General features: G+C 38.7%; 12 protein-coding genes. 7 read left to right on the forward strand and 5 right to left on the reverse strand.

From position 1 onward, the window contains the following. Positions 1-91: 91 nt before the first annotated feature. The gene (locus tag DES38_RS01180; protein WP_110250248.1) at positions 92-3,085 is read right to left on the reverse strand and encodes an EAL domain-containing protein; all 2,994 of its coding nucleotides are present in this window, start codon (positions 3,083-3,085) and stop codon (positions 92-94) included. A 217-nt stretch (positions 3,086-3,302) separates the two neighbouring features. Between DES38_RS01180 and ilvD the strand changes: the two genes are divergently transcribed. The 5 genes from ilvD to DES38_RS01205 all read left to right on the forward strand — a co-directional run bounded on the left by ilvD (position 3,303) and on the right by DES38_RS01205 (position 11,096). After that, a complete protein-coding gene (gene ilvD, locus DES38_RS01185) occupies positions 3,303-4,985 on the forward strand; it encodes a dihydroxy-acid dehydratase (protein ID WP_110250249.1) in 1,683 nt (560 codons plus the stop codon). 500 nt (positions 4,986-5,485) lie between these two features. Continuing rightward, a complete protein-coding gene (locus tag DES38_RS01190; RefSeq protein WP_110250250.1) occupies positions 5,486-7,222 on the forward strand; it encodes a methyl-accepting chemotaxis protein in 1,737 nt (578 codons plus the stop codon). Positions 7,223-7,550: 328 nt separating this feature from the next. Then, the gene (locus tag DES38_RS01195) at positions 7,551-8,858 is read left to right on the forward strand and encodes a sugar ABC transporter substrate-binding protein (protein WP_110250251.1); all 1,308 of its coding nucleotides are present in this window, start codon (positions 7,551-7,553) and stop codon (positions 8,856-8,858) included. Positions 8,859-8,931: 73 nt separating this feature from the next. After that, positions 8,932-10,239: a sugar ABC transporter permease gene (locus tag DES38_RS01200; protein WP_110250252.1), complete on the forward strand. Its 1,308-nt coding sequence runs from the start codon at positions 8,932-8,934 to the stop codon at positions 10,237-10,239. Positions 10,240-10,253: 14 nt separating this feature from the next. Then, entirely contained in the window at positions 10,254-11,096 is an 843-nt protein-coding gene (locus DES38_RS01205; RefSeq protein WP_110250311.1) for a sugar ABC transporter permease, read from the forward strand. Between the two features lie 174 nt (positions 11,097-11,270). Here the strand turns inward: DES38_RS01205 and DES38_RS01210 are convergent, their stop codons facing one another. Both DES38_RS01210 and DES38_RS01215 read right to left on the reverse strand, forming a co-directional pair. Continuing rightward, a complete protein-coding gene (locus tag DES38_RS01210) occupies positions 11,271-11,753 on the reverse strand; it encodes a hypothetical protein (protein WP_110250253.1) in 483 nt (160 codons plus the stop codon). Continuing rightward, the gene (locus tag DES38_RS01215; protein ID WP_146206342.1) at positions 11,753-13,249 is read right to left on the reverse strand and encodes a sensor domain-containing diguanylate cyclase; all 1,497 of its coding nucleotides are present in this window, start codon (positions 13,247-13,249) and stop codon (positions 11,753-11,755) included. The genes DES38_RS01210 and DES38_RS01215 overlap by 1 nt, the downstream gene beginning before the upstream one ends. Before the next feature lie 250 nt (positions 13,250-13,499). On the opposite strand from DES38_RS01215, the gene DES38_RS01220 reads away from it, so the two are divergent. Beyond that, positions 13,500-20,024 (forward strand): pullulanase, encoded by a 6,525-nt coding sequence (locus tag DES38_RS01220; protein ID WP_110250255.1) that lies wholly within the window; start codon positions 13,500-13,502, stop codon positions 20,022-20,024. A gap of 1,101 nt (positions 20,025-21,125) precedes the next feature. Continuing rightward, positions 21,126-22,013: a 5'-3' exonuclease gene (locus DES38_RS01225; RefSeq protein ID WP_110250256.1), complete on the forward strand. Its 888-nt coding sequence runs from the start codon at positions 21,126-21,128 to the stop codon at positions 22,011-22,013. Between the two features lie 73 nt (positions 22,014-22,086). Here the strand turns inward: DES38_RS01225 and DES38_RS01230 are convergent, their stop codons facing one another. Together DES38_RS01230 and DES38_RS01235 are read right to left on the reverse strand one after the other, a co-directional pair. Beyond that, the gene (locus DES38_RS01230; protein WP_110250257.1) at positions 22,087-22,350 is read right to left on the reverse strand and encodes a hypothetical protein; all 264 of its coding nucleotides are present in this window, start codon (positions 22,348-22,350) and stop codon (positions 22,087-22,089) included. Between the two features lie 99 nt (positions 22,351-22,449). Continuing rightward, a complete protein-coding gene (locus DES38_RS01235) occupies positions 22,450-23,517 on the reverse strand; it encodes a hypothetical protein (protein ID WP_110250258.1) in 1,068 nt (355 codons plus the stop codon). Positions 23,518-23,625 lie beyond the last annotated feature (108 nt).

A 23,625-nucleotide genomic window follows, 5' to 3' on the forward strand; every position in this document is an offset into this window, starting at 1 on the left:
ACGAAAATCACACCTATTGTAAACAAAGTCAACCCTTTACGCTAATCAAGTGTAAAGGGTTGTTTCCGATAAAATAATGAAGCGTCTTGTGTTATTCAAAGGCCATCTTTTCTTTAAGTTCCATCTTTTCTTTAAGTTCCATCTTTTCTTCTAAATGCAGTAAGAAGTCTGTGGCAGGTAGTGGTTTTGCGTAATAATAACCTTGAATGAGATCAACGTTAAGTGCTTGCATTAAATTTTTTTGTTCCCTTGTTTCGATCCCTTCAGCAACAACTTTTAAATCTAAGGCATGCGCCATATCGATAATTGCTTTAAGAATGGTCTGTTTTGATGGTTTTTGGTCAATATCATCAATAAATGATTTATCAATTTTAATCTTTTGGACAGGTAATTCTTCAAGGGTGGATAAAGAGGAATATCCCGTACCAAAATCATCCATCGATAAGGTGAGTCCTAAGTCTTTCATTGTCTGCAAAATTTTCTTACCATAGTGGATGTTATCAAACATCATCGTCTCAGTGACTTCGAATCCATAGTCATAAGGGTTTACTTTATGTTCTTGCAAGATAAGGGTCAGATGATCAATGAATTGTGGGTGATTAATTTGTCGCGAGGACAAATTAATAAATATTTTAAGGTCCGGATGGTGAAGGTCAAAGAATTGTTGTTTGAGTCGAATCGATTCTTTGATGACCCACTCACCAATTTCAACGATAAGACCGGATTCTTCTGCAATTGGAATAAATACTGCTGGTGAAACATTGCCAAACTTATTTGAATGCCAGCGTAACAGAGCCTCTGCACTGATAATTTTTTCTGTTTTAACATCATAAATCGGTTGGAAGTACACTTCGAGTTCATCGTATTTAATTGCTTGCCTTAAGTGGTTCTCAAGCTCAATTTGTGTTGCGTTTTCGGCTTGTATCTCTGTAGAAAAGACATGAACGCGATTGCGCCCCTCTCTTTTGGCAGAATACATTGCAATATCAGCGGTTTGCAGTAACATTTCACTCGTCTGGCAATGCTCTGGATAAACGCTAATACCGATACTCGTTGAAATTAACAACTGTTTATCTTCATGATAAAAAGGTTGATTGATTTTGGCGATTATCTTTGTACCTAATTGATAAGCAAAATCGATTGAAGGTAAATTAGATAAGACAATGACAAATTCATCACCACCCAAACGGGCAAATAAACTGTTTTCGGGTAATATTTGTTTGATTCGTTTTGTCACTGCCCGTAAGAGATGATCGCCGACATGGTGTCCGTAGCTGTCATTAATATTTTTAAAACGATCAAGATCAAATAGTAATAAGCCAAGTGCTAGCGTATCGCTTTGATGGATGGCTAAAGTCTCATCTAAATGACGTTCGAAAGAGACACGATTACTAAGACCGGTTAAATAATCGTGATAAGCGAGTTCATTTATCCGTTGATTGGCCCGCTTTTGTGCTGTGACATCACGAATCGAGCCCATCCCAACTAATTGTTTTGAGCGATCATAACTCATCTCACCTGTTAATTCGATCCAGATGGGTTGCCGTTTTCGGGTGGTCAATTGTAGTTCAATGTGAAAACGTTTCGTCTTTTGTTGAATCATCTTTAAGGCATGTAAAAAAGTAAGTCGGTCTTGCGGTTGAATAAAACGGATGAATTGGTCACTTGAAAATTGTGCGGTTGTAGCATGAGGGATAAAGTGTTCAACAATTCCGCCACGACAAGTGATTGCATCCCCAAACTCATGATATTCCCAGACCCCGTCATAGATAATATCAGAAATAAGCTCGAGTTGTTCGTTATAATGCTTGGACTGTTCTTCAAGTTTTGCTCTTGTATAACCAGCAGCAAAGAAGCTCGCCAATTGATAAGTCGTGTGCATCGGCATCAATTCCGCAGAAATATGATCGGTTCCAACGAATCCAAACAGGCCAATCGTATGATGTTCTTGAACAATAGGAATGATGACGAGTGTGTTTGACTCTCCCATATATTGTGCATCAAATAAGAGTTCCTTAGATGGAAATGAACGAGCATCAGTGCTTGGTAACGACTGATGCTTAGGTAACAGATCAGATTCTAAATCGAAGCAACGAAAGGCGTCAAGTTTAAGTTTATCCTGTTCATATAGACCAAGGAATCCTCGACGAATGGGTGTATGACTGAGCCACTGCATCGATAAAAGCGCGTCAGTATTTGAGAACTGTAACAGCTGACCTAGATTAAAGTTTCGATCAATCATCATGGTTAGGTAATCGATGGTTTCGATCGGATTTTTTAAACCGACATGTTCATGGTGCCAATCACAACCACAACTTTTTCGGAATATTGGATAAGATTCTAAATAGACGGGCTTGTCAGGAAAGCGTTGATGCGTGTGGTAGTAATCAATGGATTCCATTATTTTTAAGCCCATCTGGTTAAAGCGGATGTGCATAGTGGACAAACTATGTTGATTCGATTGAGCTGCTGCTATATCATCAATGCTCATTAAGGCGATGTCTTCAGGGACACGTATCTGATGTTTTTTAAAGTGATTAATGACACCTGCAGCAATAAAATCAGTCGCACAAACAATTGCATCTAGATGTTTATGATTGGAGGCTATAATCGTGGCAATGTCTGCGAGATTGTCTTCTTTGCTGTCAAAAATAAAGCGATCAGCAGTTTTAGTATACTGTTTAAAAGCTTGCAAACGTTCAAAACCATCGCGGTATAATTGGCCGCCAATATAGCCGATGTTTGTATAATGATGTGAATTTAAATGATTGATGATGGTTCGCATGATTAAATCATTGTTAATACTAATCTGGAAATCACAATCTAACCAAGTATTGAGGCCGATGATGGGTTTGTTACGTAATTTAATTTCATTAACAATCGATGCATCGACAGCATGCATTGCAAGTACCCATACATCAACAACGTCAAGGGCGACGATATTTGCAAAGTGATCTCCATTTGTACCGACAACAACCAGTCGGTCTCCCCGCTTTTTAGTTTCTCTTTCTAAGCTTTTAATTACTTTGCCATAATAGTACCCATCCAAAGCAAACGTTAATAAACCAATCACTTGTCCATTCATCTTCTTCACCCTTTATGTTATCGTTTACATATCCTTATTAGTTTAACATACGACGAAATCATAACCAATATTTATCATGGGAAAAAACAAGTCTTAAACCAATAATTTTCTTTGCGATGAGTGAATTAATAAACTTTTTTATCTGAAAATAGATAATAATTTGAAAATGGGGCAAATTATCGTTATAGTATAAGAAAGAATGAATGGAGGAATCACTATGACAAAAGATTTACGAATAAAAAGTCATGTATTTGATGATAAAAAGCGTGCACCGAATCGGGCCATGCTTCGTGCGGTTGGATTGACGGACGAAAGTTTTAAGCAACCGATGATTGGTGTAGCAAGTACGTGGAGTGAAGTCACCCCGTGTAACATCCACCTTCATGGTTTGGCAGAGCAGGTCAAAAAGGGCATTGAAGCACAACAAGCAACTGCCCTTATTTTTAATACAATTACCGTTTCAGACGGTATTTCCATGGGAACTGATGGCATGCGTTTTAGCTTACCGAGCCGTGATGTGATTGCTGATTCAATTGAAACAGTAATAGAGGCTGAAAATATGGATGCATATGTAGCAATTGGTGGCTGTGATAAAAATATTCCTGGTTGTATGATTTCTATCAGTCGGACAGATGTACCGGCGGTATTTGTTTATGGTGGAACGATAGCCCCGGGGTATCGTAACGGTGAGAAACTTGACATTGTATCAGTTTTTGAAGGTGTTGGGAAACATAACAACGGTGACATAAGTGATGAAGAATTACATGGGATTGAGTGTGCAGCTTGTCCAGGTGCTGGTAGTTGCGGTGGAATGTACACGGCAAATACGATGGCCTCTGCTGTTGAGGCCATGGGGATGAGTTTACCAGGAAGTTCATCAAACCCGGCGGAATCTAAAGATAAATATGAGGATGTAAAAGCTGCAGGTGAAGCGGTTTATCATTTACTAGAAAAAGGTATTTATCCTAAAGACATTATGACAAAAGAGGCATTTGAAAATGCGATGACCGTAGTGATGGCACTTGGTGGATCGACCAATGCAGTATTACATATCTTAGCAATTGCTCACGCGGTTGACGTAGATATTACGATTGATGATTTTGACCGGATGCAAAAGAAAGTGCCACACTTAGCCGATTTAAAACCAAGTGGTAAATATGTAATGGAAGATCTGTATAAAATCGGTGGTGTACCGGCAGTTATGAAGTTATTACTAAAAGAAGGCTACTTACACGGGGACTGTTTAACGGTGACGGGTCAGACCCTTCAAGAAAACCTTAAAGATGTGCCTGATCTAGCAGAAGGACAAGATATCATTCGTCCGTTTAGTGATCCTTACCGTGCGACGGGCCCACTTGTTATCCTAAAAGGTAACTTGGCGACACGTGGTGCAGTTGCAAAAGTATCTGGAGTTAAAGTGAAACGCCACACGGGACCAGCACGCGTGTTTGAGTCCGAACGAGAAGCCACTGAAGCGGTTATGAATAATCAGATTCATTCAGGTGATTGCTTAGTCATTCGCGGTGTGGGACCTAAAGGTGGTCCTGGTATGCCGGAAATGCTGTCGATTTCAGCGATACTTGTTGGGAAAGGACTAGGGGAGAAGGTTGCCTTACTCACCGATGGTCGATTCTCTGGTGGTACGCATGGTTTGGTTGTGGGTCATATCGCACCAGAAGCACAAGATGGTGGTGTCATTGCCGTCATTAAAGAAGGCGATGAAATTACGATTGACTCTGACACGCAAGAAATAACGGTAGCGTTATCTGATGAGGCGATAAAAGCAAGATTTGAGAACTGGACAGCACCACCTCTTTATCAAAAAGGTGTATTAGGTAAGTATGCCCATAATGTATCATGTAGCTCGATTGGTGCAGTGACCGATCACTTTAATGACTAGTCTATGTGAATAGACACTTAAGACATACAAATAATAACGTTTTAGGGTTCCGTGTGAAAAATAGCACGGGACCCTTTATATTGTCATAAATGATCACATGTTTAATTCGTACATGGACGGAATTGAGTCTGTTTTGCCGGTTAAAAGTGATCTTTTTCGAAAGTTTAAGATTATGCGGATTTGTAAGAATATTTTAGTATTGAGGAAAGCGAATAGCTCCTCTATACTTAGTAGTGTAAGTTAATAAAGATAATTAATTAAGGTGATCGAGTGACTTGTGAAAGGGAAGGCGTCAAAATATTGGAAGGGAGAGGGGCGTGTACAACAAATATCTGTGGGTCTTTAGTATTTATGAATATGTGCATAATTATGTGTTAATTTACCTAAAAAAATATAGAATTAATTTTAAAAACATGATACACTTACACCCGTGGAACCGTTTGCGCATTTTTGCAGCGAAGCCACACAGTGTAGTAATGATAGAAATAGGGGTGTGAGGAATGAAGAAAAAGGTTAAAAAGGCATCAAAAATGAAAGCGAATACAAATAAGCGTAAAAAGCGTGAGCGAAAGCTAATCCATCGCTTATATGGGTTGATTGCGATGATTGTGTTTATTTGTATCTTGGCTGCAGCGTTAATATTTACTTATTCCAGCCGTGTACAAGAAGCAAGTAGTGACTTAGAAGCATCAGCTGATTTTCAGCAAACCTTTTCAAGTCTGGTAGATGAATTAAATAATACGAGTATTATTTATTATCAACTAGCATCTACAGGCTATAATCAGCAATCAACAGAAGACGCCGCTGAAAGTTTAACACGTGCAAGAAATAACTTCGATGCGTTGCAAACGGATATTAATGAAGAGCATCCTCTACATAATTACTTTGTCAATCTTGATACAGCATTAGTGGATTATCAAGCTATTTATGAAGAGAACTTCACTTCTGTATTCGTGGGTGAGGAAGCAGAGCGCATTGAGCGTCGGATTATTCCAGTTATTACACGTAACCTGCAGGCGATCGATCGTGTCAATGAACGTATTCAAGAGTATATCGAAGCTGAACGCACTGAAACATCGATGCAATTAGAAGATGCATTGGCAACATCGGCAGTTGTTATTATGTCTGCACTTGCGATTCTTATTCTAGTGCCTTTGGTGTCACTACTGTTGTTTGCCAAATCGCTAAAACAAGGTGTTAGTTATGTCATGGATCGGATTAAAGCATATCACAGTGGCAACCTTGCTTTTAAACAATCAAAAGAACGTAAAGATGAATTTGGACAGGTTGATGTTCGTCTTGGTGAAATGGGCGCACAGCTGGACAGCTTGATGAAAAATAGCAAACAAGTGTCTGAAAAAGTAATCCAAGTTGTTCAATCGGCCTCAAAAAAATCCACAGTTCAACTTGAAGGCATGGACGATATTGAACAGATGATGGAAACGTTTAACGATGAAATGAATAAACAATCAGATTTTACCGGGACCATTTCAGCAACAACTGAAGAAGTCTCAGCATCCGCAGAAGAAATTCAAACCTCAATGGGTTATATGTCACAACAGCTGAAAGCATTAGAATCTGTTTCAGATGATGGTCAAACGTTAATGCAAGATTTAGGTAGTACAATGCATGAGCTGAGTACGCACACGAAAACAACGGCAAGTCGAATTGCAACCATTGAAAAACAAATCGATCATATCACTGCCTTTATCCAAGGAATTGATGACATTGCTGATCAAACCAACCTTTTAGCAATTAATGCTTCTATTGAAGCGGCGAAAGCGGGTAAAGAAGGGCGGACGTTCTCAGTCGTCGCTGATGAAATCAGAAAATTATCGCAAGGAACGAATGAGTTTAGCAATCAAACAAAAGACGTGTTGGTTTCATTAGTAGATGAAGTTCAAGCTGTCGTTAAAACGTTTGAGACGTTTGAAGCGCATGCACGTGATAGTTTAACAAAAACAGGATCATCTACGAAGTTATTTGAGAAGATTGCTTTAGATAATCAAAAGTTAACAAAGGAACAAGAAGAAATTAATCAGTCAATTGAACAAATTAACTTAGCCATTGAAGATGTCGCGCATTCCGTCACTGAATTAGCAAACGGTGCAACCGGTTTACAACAAAAAACGGAAGAGGTCACCAAGATTATCCAAGATCAGACCGAACGGCAGCGTGCGCTATCTGAAGAAGTTGAATCGCTTGAGACGACTGCGAATCAATTAATTGAAAGCTAATAAATGTTGATATAACAATCTATAAAGCGTTTACAATGTTTTTAGACTTTTTTCAAAAAAGGGGTTGTCTTTTACCCAACTATGGTAGTATAATGAAATTAACAAATGGTGCAAGCGATTTCACAAGTTATTTGCTTCCGGAAAAGATTGCACCATTTATGCAAACGCTTGTTGGTTGTAGCGCCTACTGATCTTATTTGTAAGAGCTGCCAAAAAGATAAGATCACCATTTATGAAACCGTTTTAAATGAAGCGGTCTCACCTGGGTTGTATCGATTAACAACGTGCTTTGCACAACTTAACACTCAAAATTAGAGGGGGAAAACACATGTTTAAAAGCAAGTCGTTTTGGTTAACAGCAGTATTAATGCTCGTATTGTCAATGTTTCTAGTCGCTTGTGGTGGCGATGACACCACAGAAGAAGACACTGGTGATGACACTAACACAGAGGATACAGAAGATACAAATGAAGATGAAGGTACAGATTCAGACGTACCCGAAAAACCTGAATCATTAAGCATTTGGGTAAATGATGAAGAACAACAATTAGATGCATATGAAGAAATTGCAGCTAGCTTTACAGAAGCACACGGTATTGAAGTAAACATCACACCGTACAGCATGCTTGATCAATTAGATGGTATTGGTTTAGATGGTCCATCTGGTCAAGGTCCTGATTTATTCTTCCAACCACATGATAGAATGGGAGATATTCATTTACAAGGTGTAGCGCTACCGTTAGAATTTACGGCAGATCAAGAAGCACGTCTTGCCGATTACAACCAAGAAGCGTTGACTTCATTCAACTATGAAGGAAACCAATATGGTATTCCTGCAGTTGTTGAAACTTACGCTTTATTCTACAACAAAGCATTAGTTCCTGAAGCACCAGAAACAATGGATGACTTGATGACTACTGCTCGTGATTTAACTGATGGCGATCAATATGGTTTCATGATGAACGCCCTTGATTTCTACTTCACATATCCGTTCCTAACAGGTTCTGGCGGATACATCTTTGCACAAGATGATGAAGGCAACTATAACCCGGATGATATTGGTTTAAATAACGAAGGTGCAGTTGAAGGCGCTGAAACAATCCAATCATGGTTTGAAGAAGGTTTAATTCCTGAAGGTGCTGATTTAGATGTAATCAACGGTCTATTCATGGATGGTAACGTTGGTATGGTTGTTAACGGTCCTTGGGCCATTCCAGACTATGAAGGTGCACTAGGTGATGACTTAGGTATTTCAATTCTTCCTTCAGTTGACGGTGAAGTACTTAGCTCATTCTCAGGTAACAAAGGTTGGTTAGTTTCTTATTATACTGATCATGAATATTGGTCAACTGAGTTAGCAATGTTCTTAACAAATCCAGAAAGTTCAGCAACTTACTATGAAGTAGCTGGAGAATTACCTGCACACACTGCAGTAACGATTGATGATGAGTTCATGGGTCCTATCTTTGAACAAACACAATATGCACAACCAATGCCTAACATTCCTGCAATGTCTAAAGTTTGGGAACCAATTGGTGATGCGTTAACATTTATTTCTCAAGGTGAAGATCCACAAGAAGTATTAAATGAAGCTGTTGAATTAATCAAAGAAGATATCGCTTTAATGCAACAATAAGTTTTAAATGAGGGGGATTGAGCGGTCTTTGTCCACTCAATCCCCTTTCTTTTATTGAGGAGGGAAAGGCTAAATGGCTACAAATAACAACAAAAAGACTAAAGCTGATCAAAAAAATAAACATAACCCTACACTCGCGATGCTTCTCTCTATCATTCCTGGTTTAGGTCAAGCTTACAATAAGCGCTACTTAAAAGGCGCTGCAATCTTTATTCTCTTTGCAGCATTTATGATTACAATGTTTGATTATATGTCCTCAGGTTTAAATGGACTTATTACATTAGGTGAAGTTGAGCGTATAGATGACTCACGGGTATTTTTAAGTGAAGGTATTCTCTCACTGATTTTCTTAACGTTCTTCTTGAGTTTTTATGGTCTTAATATAGTTGATGCTAAAAAAGATGCAATAAAAATTCAAAATGGATGGCGCGTTAGCGGTGTAGTAGAAGGATTTAGAAATGCTTGGGATACAGGTTTTCCGTATTTACTTGTCGGACCTGGTGCACTCTTACTGATATTCGTTGTGCTTTTCCCATTGTTATTTATGGGTTTCTTGGCATTTACGAACTATAGCCTTTACAATGCACCGCCACGTGCGCTGCTAGAATGGGTTGGTTTTAAAAACTTTATTGATTTGTTTACAATTACGGAACTTAGAACAACGTTTGTTAATGTATTATCATGGACACTTATCTGGACATTTCTTGCAACGTCACTTTCAATTGCGCTTGCAATGTTCCTATCCATTTTAACAAATGATTCACGTCTTAAGGGGAAAAAACTTATCCGTACCGTCTTTATTTTACCTTGGGCAGTACCTGGATTTGTTACAATTATTATCTTTACGGCTTTATTTAATGATAACTTTGGAGCGATCAATGCAGATATTATTGAACCGCTTTTTAACACATCAATTCCATGGTTAACCGATTCTACTTGGACAAAAGTTGCCTTGATTATGATTCAAGTATGGCTTGGTTTCCCATTCATTTATGCCCTATTTACTGGTGTACTTCAAGGGATTTCAAGCGACTGGTATGAAGCGGCAGACATGGACGGGGCAAGTCGTTGGCAAAAATTCCAACACATTACGTTCCCGCACTTAATGTTTGCGACTGGACCGTTATTGATCACCCAGTTCACTTTTAACTTTAACAACTTTAATATTATTTACCTCTTTAACAATGGGGGACCGCCGGTACGTGGTCAATCCGCTGGGGGTACAGATATTTTGATCTCTTGGATCTATAACTTAACGTTTACAAATTCACAGTATAGTTTAGCTGCTGCGATTTCAATCATTTTGGGCTTGTTTGTCGCGACGTTCGCATTCTTCCAATTCCGTCGTTCTAGCTCATTCAAAGAGGAGGGGAACTTCTAATGGCCAAACAACCTATGAGTCGAAAGACTAAAAACACCCTAGAGATTGCCCTTATGTATGCGATTATCGGTGTGATGTTCGTAATTATTATTTACCCTCTACTTTGGGCGTTCGGGATGTCGTTAAATCCAAGTTCAAATCTTTACGGTGCATCAATTATTCCGGAAAACTGGTCATTTGTTCACTACGAATGGCTGTTTACCAACCCGCGTAGTAACTATTTAACCTGGTATAAGAACACACTGATGGTTTCAATTTCAGTGGCGATTGTCGGTACGTTACTTGTTAGTTTTACCGCATATGCATTCAGTCGTTACCGGTTTAGAGGACGTACGTACGGTCTTTATGCGTTCTTACTGCTACAAATGTTCCCAGTTTTAATGGCGATGGTGGCGTTATACATCTTGCTTAATACGATTGGTTTACTTGACAGTTTATTAGGTCTTATCATCATCTACATTGGTGGTAATATTCCAATGAATGCTTTTCTTGTAAAAGGATACTTTGATACCTTGCCAAAAGAGCTTGATGAATCAGCAAAAATGGATGGTGCAGGTCACTTCAGAATCTTCTTCCAGATTCTTTTACCACTTGCAAAACCAATCCTAGCGGTTGTTGCTTTATTTAACTTTATGAATCCATTTATGGACTTCATTTTACCGCGTATCGTCTTGCGGAGTCCTGAGAACTTCACATTAGCACTGGGTCTATTTAACTTTGTTAATGATCAATTCTCTAATAACTTCACACGATTTGCTGCGGGTGCGATTTTAATTGCACTTCCAATCGCAACGGTATACTTGTTCTTACAGAAATACTTAATCTCTGGATTATCTGCTGGTGCAACGAAAGGTTAAGCCAAAGGATTCCAACGAAAAAACACCTTCTGATTTCGTTCAGAAGGTGTTTTTTCATTGGGGTAATTAGGTTGTACTGTTGAAGGTTTAACTTACATCACGATAAAGGTACTAGAGTTTTAGAAACGGTTTTCTAAGTTTAACGTTGGAACCTTAATAGAAAGACGCCTTTTGTTAGGAATAGCGGCCGTATTGAATTTGTGCATGGACTTCATCTATCAACTTTTCTTTTGTGTCGCTGTGTAATAACTTAGCAATACTGATCGCTTTGCTTGTTCGATAATCAAGGGTCTGTTGTTGCATTTGTTGATCAAGATAAGGAAGCATAAATTGATCAATCGGTAAATAACATAACGTTACTTTTTCATTTTTTCTACATATATCAACATATATACCTGTGAGTTGCGTAAATAAGAAAGGGTGGTATTCGAATCTTAATTTAATCGCTTCCTTATCAGCCGTTGATATTGCCTCAATATGGGTAGGAAGGCTATGGAAATATACCAATTGTTCAAATGAATAGTGTAACTGAATAAGTGATTGATTGAGTTTTTTTAAATGGTATTTTGCAATTAATTTAACCGCTAATTTATAAAAGGGTCGACTAGATAACCACAAGACAACCAACGGAATAACCCAGTAAATAAATTCACGCACTATAATCCCTCCCTAAAACAGACCACTTTATTTTTCCCGTTTTCTTTTCCGTGGTATAGTGCGTCATCAGCAGCACTAAGCAGATTGTCCGTTGTTAAGCCATTGATTTGATGATAATGACAAACACCGATAGTAACCGTCAAACTTCCGCTTGGTTGAGAAGCTTCTTTTGGAAAGACGGTTTGTTCGATGGTACGACGAATCCTTTCTGCTCGTTCATAAGCTTTCTCAACAGTAATATCGGTAAGAATCACTGAAAATTCTTCGCCGCCGAAGCGATAACTCTGATCTTTATTTGTCATTAATGCTTGTAATGTGTCAGCTAATGTCTGCAACACCTTGTTACCTAATAGGTGACCGTGTGTATCATTAAACAGTTTAAAGTAATCAATATCAATCATCATAACGGCAAAATTAGGATGAGGTTCCTGCATTAAATGATCCAAATCGTTTTGTAGCGTACGTTGATTTTTTAAGCCTGTTAAACCATCGGTATAGGACAACTCTTTTATATTTTGATAGAGATTTAACTGATGTATTGAAATGGCCGCCTGTAAACTAAGAGGCATTACATTATCAATATCTTCCGCTGTAATCATTTTTCTAGTAACCGGGTTATCGATGACAATGACACCAATCCGTTCAGCTTGATAAATCATAGGGACAATTAAACAATCTTCAATATCAAATAACTGTTGTAATTGACGCAGAATAGGATCGTGCGTATCTTTTGTTGAAATAAGCGCATGTGTCTCATTTTGTAATACCTCTTCAAAAGTTGAACCGGCTTCAATCTTAAATGACAGATGTTTAATGATGGCGTTTAATTCTGGATCGATATCGGCATTGTCTTTGCGATCTAGTAAATCAACTAAGCGATATTTCATTTCAGCAATTTCGGTCCACTTACTAAAGCCGTCTTCAGGTCGTATCGGTCCAATTCCAATCATCCCCTTTAGCTGTTGGTCATTTTCTTGATAGAGAAAGACCATTGCTCGATTAAAGCCTAATCCATGACCAGCAGTAATTGAGGTAACAATGATATGTAGTAATTTATCAAGATCACGTGTTTGTTGGATAGCCATACTGATTTCACGTAAGATATTTAGTTGTTTCGCATTTTGGTAAAGTTTTTTCTTCCATTCGCTTTGATTGATAAAGAGACTAGTCAATTTTCGATGAAGGGTATAAATGATCACCGCATTTATTACAATGTAAACAAGACTCATCGGGTTAAGTGACTGTGAAATAGCTGCATAGACGATGGTAAGCACAAGGGTTACGCTAATTCCATGCAATTGAAAGGTATAAGCACCAGTTATCAGGTATAACGGTGCTAGAAATAGCCACTGCTCAGGGTAGAAGCTAATGATACAGATAAATAAGTAATTAAAGAAGAAAAAAATGAGCAATCGATTTCTTTTGTTGCTTACAAAAAAACGTCCTGCATTTAAGACAAGCGCTAGCACGAGGATTTCCAACATAAAATTTATCACCTCAGCACCTCCATTCTAATCGGGTCAATTATACCATGAACGGTAAACGGTGTCCTTAGTTTATTTATTTTCAGAAAATACGGTTGCTTTTCAAATGGAAGTGTAATAAACTAGTTGTGTAAGCGATTGCATAACTGGTGTTGTTGAAGTTGTGCAATTTTTTCATAGTTTTTGCGCAATCGATTTCACGAAAGGGGGATGCAACGTTTTATTTATAAAAAACGAACACCTAATTTGAAAGGATGAGAAAATGAACCAGTTAAAACGTATCAAACCACTCGTATCATTATTAATGGTATGGGCATTGCTCATATCGACAATTTTGACAGCGTTACCATTATCGGTTGTTGCAGAGACAGGTAGCGACGCACCACCAGCCATTGAAGAAAATCATTTACGTATTCATTATGAACATACAGGAACGACTGACGAGCAATTATACTTATGGTCTTGGGGTGATGTCGTCGAAAATAATGAAGGCGATTGGCCGCTAGGCAACGCTTTTAAGGTGAGTGACGATGCGTCGTATAACATGTACACAGACATAGAACTCAAATCAGAAGCAAATGAGATTGGTGTGCAGGTTGTTAAGGCAGCGTCTGAAAATGAGAAAGTTGTTGATGACACAACGATCGAGATCATTGCACCGGAAATGAATGAGGTATGGATTTCTGCAGAAGGTGACGTCTCACTTTATCAGCCGGTTGATTTCGCTGAACCTACTGTTCGTATCTACTATCAAGAAACAGAAGCTGCCTATACTGACCCAGGTCTATGGTTTTGGGGAGATGTCGTAACAGAACCGACTGAATGGGCGGAGGATGCTTATGCTTTTAATGAGGGAACGTCTTCAAAATATGGGAACTACATTGACATAAAACTAACAGATGGACCTGCTTCTATTGGCATGCTAATTGTCGATAAAGCCTTAGCAGATGGGGAAGAGAATCATCAACAATCAGATAATATTAATTTTGATGATTTAGAGAATCATCAGCAAATCTTTTTACAAGAAGGTCATTTGGAAGCTTATACAAATCCTTACTATATCAGCAGTGAGGAAGAAACAGAACCTTTACCAGAAGAGACACCTGGAGAAGCTGAGATAACGGCGACTGCAGCAGTCAGTCGAGCTTTTAATTATGATGAACACGCAATTTTATCAGTGCTAATTGATAATCAATCAGCGTTAACCATTCAATCAATTCGAGCTGACGTGTCAGCGCTTGGTGGAACGTCAGCACTTGAGATATCTCCTGAACTCAATGAAGTGGTCCTATCCGTTCAAGAAGGCATTGCAACAGGAGAAAAAGATATTCCTATCACAATTGTTGATAGTGCAGGAGGCACCTACACCACAACGGCGACAGCAGAGATTACTGAAAAAACAGAAGCTTCAAGAGATTGGGACGAGTCAATTATTTACTTTATGTTGACGGATCGATTTTTTGATGGTGATGAGACGAACAACAACCCTTATGATTTAGCCTATAATCAAGCCGATAACCCAAGAGGTACTTATCAAGGGGGCGATTTTGAGGGTGTTACAGCTAAATTAGATTATTTGGATGAGCTAGGGGTAAACACAATTTGGGTCACCCCTATTGTTGAAAATGTTGGCCATGATGTTGAAGCCTTAAGTGATAATGGTTCCTATTATGCTTATCACGGCTATTGGGCTGAAAACTTTGAAACATTAAATCCACATTTAGGTACACTAGCCGAATTTCATACGCTGATTGACGAAGCGGCAGCACGAGATATTGATATTATGGTTGACGTGGTATTGAACCACGCGGGCTATGGTATGAATGCAGATCTGACAGAGGGCATGCCAGAAGGGCATCCAACTGCAGAAGATCTGGCACGTTTTGATGGCATGCTTCGTGAAGATAGTGGTAGTGGCGATTTAAAAATGTCACTTTCAGGTTTGCCTGATTTCGTGACCGAAGATCAACAGGTAAGGGAAGATCTTGTTGAATGGCAATCGGCTTGGTTAGAGAAATCAACAACTGCAAATGGTAATCGAATTGCATCGTATCGCGTGGATACGGTTAAACATGTCGATCAAACGACTTGGCAGTTGTTTAAAAATGAATTAGTCAAATTAGATCCCTCGTTTAAATTAATTGGTGAACATTGGGGGGCTAACTATCAAGAAGATGGCGGCCACTTTAATGATGGGACGATGGATAGTTTACTTGATTTCGGCTTTAAAACATACGCAGAAGGGTTTGTTAATGGTCATTTATCGGCAAATGAGACGATTTTAATTGAACGGAATGCATCGTTAACGAACACTTATACGTTAGGACAATTTTTAGGTAGCCACGATGAAAATGGCTTCTTGTATGAAATTGATAATGATGTCGATAAATATAAGGTAGCAGCATCGTTACAATTAACTGCTAAAGGTCAACCGGTGATTTACTACGGTGAAGAAATTGGTCAAACGGGTGAGAACAATTGGCCGGTTTACGATAATCGTTACGACTTTGACTGGGAAGCAGTTGAGTCCAGTGATATACATGATCACTACCAAACCGTATTAAGTTTCAGAAATGAGTTCAGTAAGGTACTCGCAAAAGGTAACCGCGAAACGGTGGTTGTTAATGATGAATTAGGGCATCTTATTTCAAAGCGTAGTCATAACGGCACATCTGTGTATTTAGGATTTAACGTTACTGATCAACCACAAGAAATTAGCTTGAACACAAGTACAGAAGAGGTGATCGTCACAGATCATTATTCAGGGGATGTGTTCTCTGCTACAGCAACAGATGAAGGAGCAGCAGTAACGGTAACCATTCCTGCAATGGCTGATGGCGGAACTGTCCTGCTTTCAACAGAGGGTGGTGAGTTACTTTCAGTAACAGATACACCAATAGATGAAGAAGTGAATGAGAACGAAGTAACCCCGGTAGAGAAGGGATATTTTCGGCTTCATTTTCGTCAGCTTGATCGTTTTGATCTTAGCAGTAGCGGGCTTTGGATTTGGGAAGATGTGGCGACGTCATCTGAAAACTGGCCGTTAGGTGCAATTAACTTAGAAGAAGCGGCAGTTCAGACTGAATTTGGGCACTATATTGATGTTGAAATTAAAGAAGACGCCAGTCAAATTGGTTTTCTAATCAACAATGCATCAGGTGATAATTTAACCGGTGACCAGTTTGTTGACGTGCTTAGTCCGGATATGAATGAAGCGTGGATTACTGAAGATTTTGATGTGTATCCATATCAACCAGTTAACCTTGATGGAAAGGTTCGGATCAATTATCATAGAGAAGATGGAGATTATCAAGGTTGGGCACTTTGGACGTGGGGTGATGTGGTTGAGCCAACAGATGGTTGGCCGGACGGAGCTCATGATTTTGTCTCAGGAGATTATGGGGTGTTTTATGATTTACCCCTCATCGAAGACGCCAGTCAAATTAACTTCTTAACTTTGAATAAAGAATCAGGCAATCAATCAAGTGATATGAGTTTTGGTGAACTTGAACAGTCACAAATCTTTATTCGTGATGGTGACGTGAACGTATATACTAATCCCTATTTCGTGACTGAAGAAGGATTAACTAATGCTGATTTCACCGCACTTGACACGATTGAATTGAGTTATAGTTTAGTTGGCGATTGGACAAAAGACGACTTAATAGAAGCCATTGAGGTCACAACAAAGGAAGGTGATCTTGTGTCAATTTCAGACCTCACAATCAAAAAAGAAACAAATAAAATTTCATTGCATGGTGACTTTAAGATTGATGATGCTCCCTATACAGTCACCCATTTAGGGCGTGAACAAGCAGCAAAAGCAGGTTGGCGCTTAAAGGATAGTTTATATGGTTATGATGGTGACTTAGGATTAACCGCTTTATCAAACGGTGAAGCAACCATCAAAGTTTGGTCACCATCGGCGGATGATGTAGCACTTGTGTTATACGACAAGGATAATCCGGAAGTGATGATTGACAAATTTAAGATGCAACGGACCGATCAAGGGGTCTATGCAATTACACTCACGGATGAAGTCACAGGTATCGAAAATCATGAAGGCTATTTCTATCATTTTGAAGTGACACGCGGTGAAGAGACGGTGCTTGCCATCGATCCATATGCGCGCTCAATGGCACAGTGGAGTAGTGAGGTGGCTGTGGATAGCGTTGGTAAAGCAGCAATTGTTGATCCATCAACGATAGGACCAACACTAGATTATGCTGATATTGACGGCTTTGAACATCGTGAAGATGCGATTATTTATGAAGTACATGTACGCGACTTTACAAGTGATCCATCGATTGAAGCTGAGTTAAATGCTCAGTTTGGCACATTTAGTGCCTTTAGAGAGAAGTTAGATTATATTGAATCGCTAGGTGTTACCCATGTTCAATTATTACCAGTCATGAGTTACTACTTTAGCAATGAATTTGCTAATGATCAACGCTTATTGGAATATTCATCGACGGATAACAACTACAACTGGGGTTATGACCCTCACAGTTATTTTTCGCTAACAGGAATGTACTCTGAAGACCCAAGTGATCCAGCTAAACGCATTGAAGAATTTAAAGCATTGATTGCTGATATTCATTCGCGTGGCATGGGCGTTATTCTTGACGTGGTCTATAACCATACGGCACGTGTTGAAATATTTGAGGATTTAGAACCGAATTATTATCATTTTATGGACGAGGAATTAGAAGCTAAGACAAGCTTTGGTGGGGGCCGCTTAGGTACAACACATAAAATGTCACGTCGAATTCTTGTTGATTCAATCACTTATTGGGTTGAACAATTTAAGGTCGATGGTTTTAGATTTGATATGATGGGAGATCACGATGCAGCATCGATTCAAATGGCTTATGATAAAGCGAAGCAGCTAAATCCGAACATTTTAATGATCGGTGAAGGCTGGCGAACCTTTGCGGGCGACGATGATGACCCTAATGTTCAACCAGCTGACCAGGACTGGATGAAAGATACCAATAGTGTTGGTTCATTCTCTGATGAATTTAGAAATGAACTGAAAAGTGGTTTTGGTAGTGAAGGGCAACCACGTTTCTTAACCGGAGGCGCAAGGAATGTTGAACAAATTTTCAATAACCTCACAGCAAATCCAGGAAACTTCACTGCAACTCATCCTGGTGACGTTGTCCCTTATATTGCTGCGCATGATAACTTAACGTTGCATGACGTAATTGCCCAATCAATCAAAAAAGATCCAAAAGATTATGAAGAAGAGATCCATCAACGGATTCGTTTAGGAAATTTAATGGTCTTAATTTCACAAGGGACACCATTTATTCATGCAGGACAAGAGTTTGGCCGTACAAAACAGTTTAAAGATCCTGATTTTATAAATGAGGTTGAGGTCGCACCATATAAATCAACGTTTATGACCGATGCATCAGGCGAACCGTTTGAGTTCCCCTACTTTATTCATGATTCATATGATTCGACAGATGTGATCAACAACATTGAATGGGACAAAGCAACCAATCGTGAAGCTTATCCTGTTCATACGATGACACAACGCTACACAAGCGGTTTAATTCATTTACGCCGTTCAACTGATGCATTCCGGAAAGCTACAATGGCAGAAATTGAATCGGATGTAAAAATGATTAATGCACCAGAAATTAATACGACTGACCTTGTTGTTGCTTATCAGGCGACCGATTCGAAAGGTGATACGTACCACGTCTTTATCAACGCAGACAGCAAGGCACGCGCTTTAACGGTTGAGACCAATTATCTCGCGGGCGATGTCTTAGTTGATGGCCAGCAAGCAGGGACCGATGTTATTGAGGCACCAGTCGGTGTATCAGTAACGGAAAATACAGTAACATTAGCCCCGCTAACAGCATTTGTGGTGCGAATCAATGCAGATCCATCAAGTCAACCAGACGAAGATCATGCAGAAGAACCACCGAATACGTCACCAGTGATACCTGATGAAGAAGAAACAACAGAAATAGATGATGATAACCTCGATGTCGACGAAGAAACAGATGGAACAATCGTTGATGGGAATGACAAAACAGATCTTTCAATTAAACCAGACCTGTTTGAAAAGTTAACCGATAAAGCGCAACTAAAAATGCGTGGGAAAGCTAACACGTTCTCTATGAATTTCCCGCTATCAAATGTGTTGAAGCGTGCGAAAGATCAAAATCAAACGATTCGTGCTATTGTTAAACAAATAGCAAAAGCTGAGGCACCGAAGAAAAAAGGTGTTGAGCCGTTAAGTGATGCATATGATTTGTCGATATTTATAGGTGATCACTATGTAGATGAAGCCTTTGAAACACCAGTAGAATTACGATTTACTGTTAACAGTGAGGCGGTTACTGATCAAGGAGATATCCGACTTGTCTATATTAACAATGATGGCGAATTCATTTACTACCCCATTGATCGCTATAACGCTGAAACAGGTGAGGTGATTGCATTTGTGACGCACTTTAGTCAATATATGATTGCGATGGTTAATGACGCGGTCGTTGATGCACCACCAGTAGAACGACCTGATTCAGAACCTGTTGAGGGTGAAACAAGCGATACACCAAGTCAGTCAACTGAAGATACTAGTGTTGATACAGAAGAAGGGGTGGTTGAATCAGAAGTTGCTCCAGTGCTTGAAGATGAAACGACATCAACTGATGATACGCTACCAGATACGGCACATTCATTTTATCGTAATATTCTTGTTGGATTATTACTGATTGTTGTTGCAGCAGTTGGAATAATTGGTACAAGACGGAAAGAATCTAAGTAATCTAGATGGTTATTCAATAATTTCAAAAAATAAGATTAAAGTTAAACACAACAAAACGGGAAGAGCAGATTTAACTTGCTCTTCCCGTTTGTTACTTTCGTTTGATTAAAATAGGCATGAACCTTTCTTGTGCGCGCTTTACACTTCGGACACGTTTGCGTTTTTACCTTCGTTGTCAACCAAGCTTGTAACTTTGAATTCAATTCATCTAAATCCCATAATTCCACATGCTAATCTTCAATTCCTAACAATTTTATGATAAACTTGTCTTGCACTTATACCCCTCATTTCTCTATTTTTTTCGTCGATTATAGTTTAACAAATGAGGGTGTATAAGTGTATTTTTTTTGATATAGGCTAAGGTCATGTCAGATCAAGGGGTACCACCACATTTAGTATAGAGCCATTTAGTATAGAGCCCGAGATACGGAATAGACAAGAAAAGACACGCTCAACTTGATGAGCGTGTCTTTCTCGTCCCCCTTACTTTGGGACTATCGCGGAAAATTTGATCTTTCCAAACTATTAAATTGTTAATCTTCTTACCAAAACTTTCTCCCTGACGCGCTTAACCCGTCGTACTTGAAGCTTGGTACTTAACTGTGTCGCCCATAATGTGGGCCTAACATGTTTGTGAAGAAAATCCACAACATTCATCACAGTTACTCATGTGCACTTTCACGAAAAAACAACTTTCTTTTCTTCATCTTGCAAATCGTACGTTGACGCTTACAAAAATCTAAAAGCCACGTTCCTGACGAGTTTTATGACGTCAGCTCACGCAAATTTTCCGCCAAGGCTGTGCAAATCACATCACTTCATTCTTAAGGTCAACCTATAATATTTAAATTATTGGCCTTAAACCTTTGAATAAGTGCGTCACTTACCTTATTGCCTTGTAAGCTCAGAACATATTCAATAATGAATGATGTATCTCGCCTTGTACTTATATATTCCCGCTTTATAAAATACTAAACATTTTCTCGTATTTTTTTTATTATATTTGTTTGCATTTTTAAATTCACCTTATAAACGAACCCAAACTCCCTCATATATTTGTTATACTGTAGTTAAAATAAAGAGCTATAAAAGGAGTAAAGGATGGACAATCAAAGATTATTGGTAATTGACGGCTTTAATCTATTAAGTCGTGCGTATTTTGCAACATCGTATCAAAGAGAAGCCGACCAGTTGGAAAAGAATAAGTACGGGAAGACAATTAATGGAATGCGTGTCTTCTTACAAAAGACATATCAATTAATAGCTCGACATAATATTTCACACCTTGTTATTTGTTGGGATGTAAAACGAGAAGAAACAACCCGCCGCCTTGAGTATAGTGAGTATAAGGCAACGCGTCATGCGCTACCAGAACCATTGATAGAACAATATGAATCATTAAGTTTGTTGTTACCGGACCTTGGTATTAGCCAGTTAGCGATTGCTCCCTATGAAGCGGATGATGTCATTGGTGCTTTAACCGAACGTTGGTCAAATGAAACAAGTGGGCATGGCTATATTTATAGTAATGATCGAGATCTTTTACAGTTGTTAAATTCACAAACAACACAAATAGTCGCAAAGAAGAAAGAAGAAATAATGTTTACAGAGACTTATTTTAAAACGCTCTATAATATTACGCCAAAGCAATGGATAGACGTTAAAGCTCTATTAGGCGATCCATCCGATAATATTCCTGGCGTACCTGGTGTAGGAGAAAAATCAGCTTTACCACTGATTCAGCAGTATCAAAGTGTAGAAAGCCTCTATCAAGCCTTGCCTAATATAGATCCGATTTTTAACCGTTATAAGAAAAAGTTGATCGCAGGGGAAGAACATGCAAAATTATCGAAAAAATTAGTTACAATTGATACCAACATTGAAGCTGTTCACGCCATAGATTTAATGGATTTACAGTATCAACAGGCGATCCATCCCATTCAAGATGTTTTATTGGACTTTGGCCTAAAGATAAAGATATACCAGTAAAAAACAAGCAGCTTCTGCCGAGGCTGCTTGTTTTTATTGGATCCACCACTTAGCGAATCAGAACTTTCTAAACTTAGTGTCGGTCCTTTATTGTAATGACAATCAAAGTTGTGAGTGACGGGACACCAACATAAATACTTAGCGCACCTAATCCAAGTCCAGTCCAACCACCAATCATGTAACTAATGGCGAGTACAATGATGGACATAACAAGTAAAACACCAAAAATAATTTTAATCACCTTAGCACTGACACTAGTTTTTTTGATGATAAAATAAATGAAATAGGCAAAGAGAAGTGAAGCTGCAAAGACGCCTAATATGATTCTGATATCCACCGTTGAAAGTCACTCCTCTCATAAGAATAATTCTTTTGTTAAGCCAAGTAGAATTATTTTCTAACGACGCAACGTTAGCATGCAATGTTCAACTAAAAATTAAATGGTCCATTCATCAGAAAGAATCCCAATCAACACATAGTCACCATTTTCTGTTTCTTCTAAAACAAAATGTAGGCTACGCCAATCCATGCCACTGTATTCTCCAGAGCCTTCGTTATGAATTTCAACAACAGCATCATGATTTGGGAAAGCTTCCTCAATATTATTCAATGAATTCCCATTTTGACGGTACTCATTAATGTAGGCATTTTGTGGTTCTTGTAATGCATCCGAATGGATATACTCTTCGTAATAAGTTTCAGGTGTGACGTCGATAGGTTCACCTCTACCGTCCGTGTATCCGAATAAATAAGTAGACGAATCTTGACTAAAGTTCGCGACAGTTGACTTATCAAAGTTTAATGATTCATCGTCAACATGTAGATATGGTACGAGTGTTAGCCCGTTATCTTCAGATACGTATTGACTTAATTGTTCAAAATCACCATCACGTAAATGTTGAATTATTGGTTGCACGAAAGTCAGCGCTTCAATATCTTCACCGGTAACAAATAAGTATTCGAATGTTGAAACAGCATCATTTGTTAAAGCCTTCTTCATTGTGTAACGCGTAAGGAGTTGACCAGTTAGTTCTGTTTCGGTGAACTGGGACAATACAGCGGTTTCTGAATCAATATCTTGAACCGTCATATCATCTTCTGGATCAATAACGCCGTAGTCATCTGTTGGAATTATTTCAACCCCTTCATCGGTTTCTTCATAATAGGTATCAGTGATTTCTGTGGCAACGGATTCACTCATTACTTCAGTGAAATAACTTTTCACATCATCAAGGGATTGATAACTTTCAAGTATATATTGATCGTTAGCATCATTTAATACAGTGTAATAATGTTCTTCGAACTGTTCAGCTAAGACTTCAGCACGGTGTTCAATGTTAAAGAGCCGAAGTGAACTTTCCCGATCTTGCTCGCTTAGGAGCGGATAGCCTTCGTATGTCGAAGCAACTAAACGTTCATTCGTTGTACTACACGCGACTAGGAAAAAAGTTAGTAAGAGTATGGAAAGGGTTAGCGTATAATGTTTTAATGATTTGTTAGACATAAGATAACCTCCAGAACGATAGTTTAAAAGTACATATAAAACTATTCCTTTTTTGAGTATGATTAAACATGAAAAATTAGGTGAAGTGATTAAAGGGTTAGTTGATAC

The organism is Streptohalobacillus salinus (genome assembly GCF_003201605.1).
Classification (GTDB): Bacteria; Bacillota; Bacilli; order Bacillales; family Amphibacillaceae; genus Streptohalobacillus; species Streptohalobacillus salinus.

What these genes read in the sequence shown, in the direction of transcription:
- DES38_RS01190 (WP_110250250.1), top strand. Translation starts at nt 5,486, where the DNA reads ATGAAGAAAAAGGTTAAAAAGGCATCAAAAATGAAAGCGAATACAAAT.
- DES38_RS01235 (WP_110250258.1), bottom strand. Translation starts at nt 23,517, where the DNA reads ATGTCTAACAAATCATTAAAACATTATACGCTAACCCTTTCCATACTC.
- DES38_RS01180 (WP_110250248.1), bottom strand. Translation starts at nt 3,085, where the DNA reads ATGAATGGACAAGTGATTGGTTTATTAACGTTTGCTTTGGATGGGTAC.
- ilvD (WP_110250249.1), top strand. Translation starts at nt 3,303, where the DNA reads ATGACAAAAGATTTACGAATAAAAAGTCATGTATTTGATGATAAAAAG.
- DES38_RS01205 (WP_110250311.1), top strand. Translation starts at nt 10,254, where the DNA reads ATGAGTCGAAAGACTAAAAACACCCTAGAGATTGCCCTTATGTATGCG.
- DES38_RS01195 (WP_110250251.1), top strand. Translation starts at nt 7,551, where the DNA reads ATGTTTAAAAGCAAGTCGTTTTGGTTAACAGCAGTATTAATGCTCGTA.
- DES38_RS01220 (WP_110250255.1), top strand. Translation starts at nt 13,500, where the DNA reads ATGAACCAGTTAAAACGTATCAAACCACTCGTATCATTATTAATGGTA.
- DES38_RS01200 (WP_110250252.1), top strand. Translation starts at nt 8,932, where the DNA reads ATGGCTACAAATAACAACAAAAAGACTAAAGCTGATCAAAAAAATAAA.
- DES38_RS01225 (WP_110250256.1), top strand. Translation starts at nt 21,126, where the DNA reads ATGGACAATCAAAGATTATTGGTAATTGACGGCTTTAATCTATTAAGT.